At 71.8% G+C, this 6,277-nt stretch carries 6 protein-coding genes; 1 reads left to right on the top strand and 5 read right to left on the bottom strand.

Annotated elements, in window-relative coordinates:
- The coding region (locus tag VF647_12120) for a cellulase family glycosylhydrolase (GenBank protein HEX8452838.1) at positions 1–930 on the top strand (930 nt) is incomplete at its 5' end.
- Here VF647_12120 and VF647_12115 read toward each other — a convergent pair.
- The 5 genes from VF647_12115 to VF647_12095 all read right to left on the bottom strand — a co-directional run.
- A complete protein-coding gene (locus VF647_12115) occupies positions 924–1,754 on the bottom strand; it encodes a WecB/TagA/CpsF family glycosyltransferase (protein ID HEX8452837.1) in 831 nt (276 codons plus the stop codon). The two genes, VF647_12120 and VF647_12115, sit on opposite strands and share 7 nt — an antisense overlap.
- A gap of 166 nt (positions 1,755–1,920) precedes the next feature.
- A complete protein-coding gene (locus VF647_12110; GenBank protein HEX8452836.1) occupies positions 1,921–2,952 on the bottom strand; it encodes a glycosyltransferase in 1,032 nt (343 codons plus the stop codon).
- On the bottom strand, positions 2,952–4,343 hold the full coding sequence (locus VF647_12105) for an O-antigen ligase (GenBank protein ID HEX8452835.1): 1,392 nt from the start codon (positions 4,341–4,343) through the stop codon (positions 2,952–2,954). Before VF647_12105 ends, VF647_12110 begins: the two co-directional genes overlap by 1 nt.
- The gene (locus VF647_12100; protein ID HEX8452834.1) at positions 4,315–5,241 is read right to left on the bottom strand and encodes a glycosyltransferase family 2 protein; all 927 of its coding nucleotides are present in this window, start codon (positions 5,239–5,241) and stop codon (positions 4,315–4,317) included. The genes VF647_12105 and VF647_12100 overlap by 29 nt, the downstream gene beginning before the upstream one ends.
- Positions 5,238–6,277 (bottom strand): glycosyltransferase (locus tag VF647_12095; protein ID HEX8452833.1); only part of this gene is annotated, 1,040 nt, incomplete at its 5' end. The genes VF647_12100 and VF647_12095, both read right to left, overlap by 4 nt.

Here is a 6,277-nt window from a genome sequence, read left to right as displayed (position 1 = left end):
CGCCTGGGGATCGACTCGGCGGCCGCTGCGGACTTCGCGCGCATCCGGGGTTGGCGGGCGAACACCGTGCGCATCGAGCTCGCCCAGTTCTTCTGGCTCCCCCAGTCGCGGTACTACGACGCGGGGTACCAGGCGCGGGTGGACCGCGTGGTGAAGCAGGCGCGCCAGGCGGGGCTGTACGTGATCCTGGCCCTCAACGCGAGCGACCGCGGCGACCCGGCGTATCCCGGCGACGTGTTCAGGACCAACACGCACCAGCCGATGCCGGACGTGAACCACTCCATCCCGTTCTGGCGGCAGGTGGCGGAGCGCTACAAGAACGACGGCGGCGTGCTGTACGAGCTGTACGGCGAGCCGTACCCCATCGGCGGGGCGCAGGAGTTCGGCTTCTCCAACTGGGACATGTGGCTGAACGGCGGGCTGGCGCCGGCGGACCAGACGTACGAGCCGCGCGCCGCCTTCCAGGCCGTGGGGATGCAGCGGCTGTACGACGAGGTGCGCGGCACCGGCGCCAAGAACCTCGTGCTCCTGGGCGGCACCTCGTGGGGGTACTTCCTGGACGGGGTGCCGGACCACCGGGTGAAGGGGTTCAACCTGGTGTACGTGGCGCATCCGTGGGACTGGCCGGGGAAGCAGCCGGAGACGTGGGAGGAGGATTGGGCCTTCCTCGCCAAGACGGACCCGGTGATGATCAGCGAGTTCGGCAACTACGACTGCTCGCCGCGCTACCTGAACGCCGCGCTGGACAAGGCCGACGAGCTCAACCTCTCCTGGATCGCGTGGGCGTGGACCGCTCCGGCGCCGGGCGAGTCCACGGCGCAGGATTCCAAGCGCGACCCGATCTGCGCCTTCCCCATGCTCATCACCGACTGGGCGGGCACCCCCAGCCGCATCGGGCAGCAGGTCAAGGACCGCCTCGCCCGCTACTGACCGCGCGGCGAGGAGACATCGTGAGGGGCGGGGGGCGCGGGCGGCCTCCCGCCCCTCGTGTATTCCCGCAGCACCAGGGCGGCGAAGCGCGGGTTGGTGACGGCGTAGCGCTTCCACAGGCGGCGCGGCTCCATCGCCAGCCGGTGAAACCACTCCAGCCCCGAGCGCTGCATCCAGACGGGCGCGCGCTTCACCATCCCGGCCACGAACTCGAAGCTGACGCCGATCCCCAGCGAGACGGGCACGCCCAGCTCGCGGTGGTGGGCGTGCATCCAGAATTCCTGCTTGGGAGCGCCCAGGCCCACGAAGAGGATGTCGGGAGCGGCGGCGCGCACGGCGGCGAGGGTCCGCGCGTTCTCGGCGGGATCCTTTTCGAAGCCCATCGGCGGGCAGTACGTGCCGGCCACGCGCAGCGCCGGGTGCCGCGCCGTCAGGACGCGCGCGGCGCCCTCCGCCGCGCCGGGGCGCCCGCCCATGAAGAAGACGCTCGCCCCCGCGTCCGCCGCCGCGCCGCACAGGGCGGGGAAGAGGTCGCTCCCGCTCACCTTCTCGGGTACGGGGGTGCCCAGCACCGAGCACGCCCACACCACCGCCATCCCGTCGGCCAGCGAGAGCCAGGCCTCGTCGTACACGCGGCGGAAGCTCTCCATCTCCTGGAGCATCACCACGTGCATGGCGTTGGGGGTCACCACGTACGCCGGCGGCCCCGCCCGGGTGGCGTGATCGACGATGAGACGCACCGCCTCGCCGCCGGTGCACGCGTCGATGGGTACTCCGGCCAGCGTGAGGCGCGGCGGAGCGGCGGGTCCGGGCTGGTCCGTCACGGGTGGGTCGAGCCGTTTCTCACGAATCCGTGTGCATCGGAGGAAATGGTCTCACGCGAAGGCGCAAAGGCGCAAAGAAAGTACTTCCGTGTCTTTCTTTCGCGTCTTCGCGCCTTCGCGTGACATCTTGATCCTTTCAAGATTGTTATCGTCTGTTGAGATGGGATCAGATTCCACTCTCGGGGGTGGCCTCGAGGCCGATCCTGTCGAAGCCCGTCTGCCGAAGCTGGAAGGCGCGCCACAGCCTGGAGAACAGGGGGCGCGGGGCGGCAAGGCACACCGTCCAGTATCCGGAGAAGAGCACCTTGTCCCTCACCCCGAACGACGAGTCGCGCCAGGTGGCGCCCATCAGCTGCCGGTAGGTGGAAATCTGCTCGCCGGGGGCGCCGCGGAGCTTGGACAGGGCGAACTCGTGCCGCACGAAGTACGAGTTGCGCTTCGCCGCGCTCTCCAGCCCGAAGTGGCGGATCAGCGTCGTCTGCAGCTCCACGTACCGGCCGAGCCCCTCGGGCGAGAGCATGGCGCGGACGTGCTGCCCGTTGGGGTGCATCCGGTACTCGCCGAGCGGCTCGTCCATCGCGCGCACGGGCGCTTCCAGGCAGGCGCCCAGCGTCAGGTAGAGGTCCGCGTGCGTGCGGAACCCCCGCGCCGGCGTGGGCACGAGCCGCTGGAAGACGTCCGCGCGGATCACGATTCCGGTGGTGGCGGGGGCCACGTGCCGCGAGGTGCGGCGGACCTCCTCCCGTACGTCGCCCTCCGAGATCTTGGCGCGCTTGGGCCGCACGTCGCCCGTGCGGCGCCCCTCCACGTCGATCACGTACAGCGGGTGCATGATCATCCCCGCGGCCCCGTCGGCGCGGACGACGTCCATCACCCTGGCGAGCTTCTCCGGCAGCCAGCGGTCGTCGGAGTCGAGAAGGCAGATGTAGCGCCCCGTGCAGAGCGAGAATCCGTGCTCGAACGCCGCCGACTGGCCCCCGTTCTCCGTGGTGCTGAAGACGACGCGGTTGGCGTGCTCCCGCTGGAACGATTCCATCCACCGCGTCACGCGCGCCTCGGTGTCGTCCGTGGAGCCGTCGTTCACCACGACGATCTCGTAGTCCGCGCACGTCTGCGCCGCCACCGTGTCCAGCGTGTCTTCGATGTACTCCGCCTGGTTGTACGCGGCGATCAGCACCGAAAAGGTGGGAGCGTCCATCACGCCGCGCCCGCGTACGAGCGGGGGAGCGGCGCACGCGGCGGCCCCACGGCACCCGCCACGCGGCCGCGCACCGCCGGGTGGAGCAGGGGCGAGCAGAGGGTGGCCACGAAGAGGGCCCAGTACACGTTGTTCTGCTGCAGCAGGGTGGTCTCCGTGAAGTTGTAGAGCACCATGTACGAGAGGAACACCAGCGGCCAGAGCCCGTCCGCCGTGGGCGTGGCCCGCAGCCCGGCCACCGCGCGGGGGACGGCGGCGATCAGACCGGCCAAAAAGACGGCGAGCCCCACGAGCCCGACCTGCAGGGCGACGTCCAGATAGCCGTTGTGCGCGTGCGGCGTGACCCACTCGATCACCTCGATCACCCGCGCCGAAGGGCCGTTTTTCCCCATCCAGAAGGCGCTGTACCCGTACCCCAGCCACGGGCGCTCGGCGATGCTGGCGGTGATCGCCTCCCACATGGGCGTGCGCCCCGTAAGCGTGGGGTCCTTGCCCATGGCGACGAGGATCTCCTCGCTGTTGCTGAGCAGCCAGAGCGCGATTCCCGAGCCCACCAGCACCACCGAGATCAGGACGGGGAGCGCGATGGTGAAGTGCCACCGCAGCGCGCGGTACAGCGCGGACAGCGCCAGCAGCGCCGCCAGCGCGGTGAGCGCCGTCTTGGAGGTCGAAAGGAGCACCAGCAGGGTGGAGAGCGCCATCATCCCCGTGACCGCCGCCCGCGCGGGGCCGGTGACGAGCGGCCGCAGGAGATAGAAGACGAGGGTGGCGAGGACCATCGTCTGCCCAAGTCCGTTCTTTTGCGGATAGATGCCGCGCCAGGCGCCCGCGTGCTCGCCCTCGTCCAGGCCGTACGACGGCAGCCCCACCGAGAAGGCGAGGCTCATCACCGCCGCGATCCCAAAGGTGACGGCCAGCAGCTTGAGGAGCTGGCGCGTGTCGTACCGCTCCGCCAGGAGCACGCCGAAGGCGGTCGTCCCCAGCAGCGCGAAGCTGCGGCGCAGCGTGAGGTCCGGGGCGGCCGACCACGCCACCGATGCCAGCGCCAGCCCCACCAGCGCGAGCGTCGCCCAGCTCCGGAGCGCTACCGCCAGCGAGCGGCGCCAGCGCACCGCGACCAGAAAGAGGCTCCCCGCGTAGATGCAGCTGTAGATCCCGCGGAGGAGGAAGTTTCCGCCGTCGCCGCTGCTGAGGTCCACCCCGCTCTTCGACAGGAGGAGCGGGACGAGCGCGCCCGAGAAGAGAAAGATCCCCACGACGCCGAAGAGCCCCTCGGCGCGGCGCAGCGCGAGAGCGAGCGCGTCCTCGATCGCGGCGCGGCGCGGGTGCCGCGGCCGGGGCGCAAAGGTGGACGCGTGCCGCTCAACGGCCATGCGTGACGCGGTATTCATCGTATCGAAGCCCAGCCAGGCCGGTGAGGTTTCCGGCGCCGAAGCAGACGTACCAGAGCGAGCGGACCATCATGTGCCGCCCCATGACCCAGGAGACCGGAAGGAGTGCAACTCCGAGGCCCAGCCGCGCGAGCCCCTTCGCCGCGCGCATGGCCAGCGGGCGGGCGCCGGGGGTGACCTCGCGCTCGCACATGCTCCAGGTGTTCGCGGAGCGGTAGACGCGCCGCAGCAGCCACCCCGCCGTTGCGCGGCTCCCGGGGATGAACTCGTACGCCACCGCCTCGTCCGCCCACACCATCGTGCACTGCGTGCGCGAGAGGCGGAGGAAGAGGTGGGTGTCCTCCCCGCCGGTGAGGCCGAAGCGCAGGTCGAAGGGCTCGGCCATACCGTCCAGCGCGGCGGTGCGGATCAGCACGTTGCCCGCGCCAGGGTGCTCCACGCGCGCGCCGGTGGCGTGGCGCGGGAGGTCGAAGAAGCGCCCGCGGTGCACCCACGGCGCCGGCTCGTCCTCGAACCGCCGGACGACCGGGCCGGCCACCACGTCCGCGTCGTACTCCGCCTGCACGCGCAGCAGCTCGTCCAGCCACTCCGGCTCGGGGAGCTCGTCGTCGTCGATGAAGGCGAACATATCCGACCCTTCCCGCGCGCACTCCACCGCCCGGTTGCGCACGTGCGAGATCCCCCGCCGCGGCTCGTGGACGTAGCGGAGGCGCCACGGCATGGCCGGCGCCAGCGCTTCGCACACCGGCGCGGCGGAGCGGGCGGGGTCGTTGTCCACCACCACGATCTCCAGCTCCGGCTCCGGCGCGTGCTCGAAGCGCAGCGCCGCCAGGCCGTGCAGGAGCCGCTCGAGCCCCTGCGGCCGCAGGTAGGTGGCCACGCACACGGACACCTTCATGGGCCGCCCGCCTGGTCGGCCTGCATCCGGCGCAGCCGCGCCAGGGAGCGGCGCTGCGGGGTCATCATTCCGGCGCGGGCAAGGAGCTGCGCCAGCCGCTCCTTGCGCTCCATCCCCAACACGCGCACCAGGAGCCTACCCACGCGCGTGGGCGCCACCGCGCGGCGCCCGGCGAACTCCTCGCCCGTGCGCAGGCACTCGCGGGCGAGCTCCAGGTGCCCGCTCTTGAAGCCGGAGTACGCGGCGAGCTGGTATCCCACCCCCAGCGCCTCGCCGAACTCCGCGAGGCGTCTCTGCGCGGCGAGCGCCGCCCGCACCTTTTCCAGCGTCCTCACCTGCGAGCGGAGCTTCGACTCCTGCAGAAAGGTCTGGCTCACGGACACCCGCGCCGCCTGGTGGGTGCGGTACCGCGCCATCCCCCCGCCCGACGGCACCAGGCGCGCCCCCCCGGCGAGGGCGCGCATCATCAGGTCGCCGTCGTCGTTCAGGGTGAGCTCCTCGTCCCACCCGCCGGTGCGCTCGTACGCGGCGCGCGTCCAGAGGATGGCGCACGGCGGCGCCCAGGAGGTCCCGGTGAGCCACCCTCGCAGCGCCTCGCCGGCGTCGCGCGAGGGGAGGGGGACGTCCGCGGGCGCGGCGGTCCAGGCGCCGCTCCCCCCGAGCTTCCACCGCACCCACGGGCAGAACGAGATCGAGCCGGGCTCCCCGCCCGCCGCGCGGGCCAGCGCGGCCAGGGTGTCCGGCTCGATGGTGTCGTCGGCGTCCAGGAACATCACCATCTCGCCGCGCGCCAGCTCCGCGCCCCGGTTGCGGGCGTGGCTGCCGCCGCGGTTCGCCTCCAGCCGCACGCCGCGCACCCGGCCGGGGTGGAGCGCCACGTAGCGCTCGATCACCTCCCAGCTCCCGTCGGTGGAGGCGTCGTCCACCACGATCTGCTCCACCGACGGGTGCGTCTGCGCCAGCACCGACTCGATGGTCTCCGCCACGAACGGCGCCGCGTTGTAGCACGGCGTCACCACCGAGACCAGCGGCTCCC

The sequence above is a fragment of the Longimicrobium sp. genome, assembly GCA_036387335.1.
Lineage (GTDB): Bacteria > Gemmatimonadota > Gemmatimonadetes > Longimicrobiales > Longimicrobiaceae > Longimicrobium.
The sequence above is the reverse complement of the archived record's forward strand: the minus strand, read 5'-3'. Positions and strand labels throughout refer to the sequence as shown.

Excerpts from the sequence above, each read along its gene's own strand:
- VF647_12100 (HEX8452834.1), bottom strand. The coding sequence starts at position 5,241 with ATGAAGGTGTCCGTGTGCGTGGCCACCTACCTGCGGCCGCAGGGGCTC.
- VF647_12105 (HEX8452835.1), bottom strand. The coding sequence starts at position 4,343 with ATGAATACCGCGTCACGCATGGCCGTTGAGCGGCACGCGTCCACCTTT.
- VF647_12110 (HEX8452836.1), bottom strand. The coding sequence starts at position 2,952 with ATGGACGCTCCCACCTTTTCGGTGCTGATCGCCGCGTACAACCAGGCG.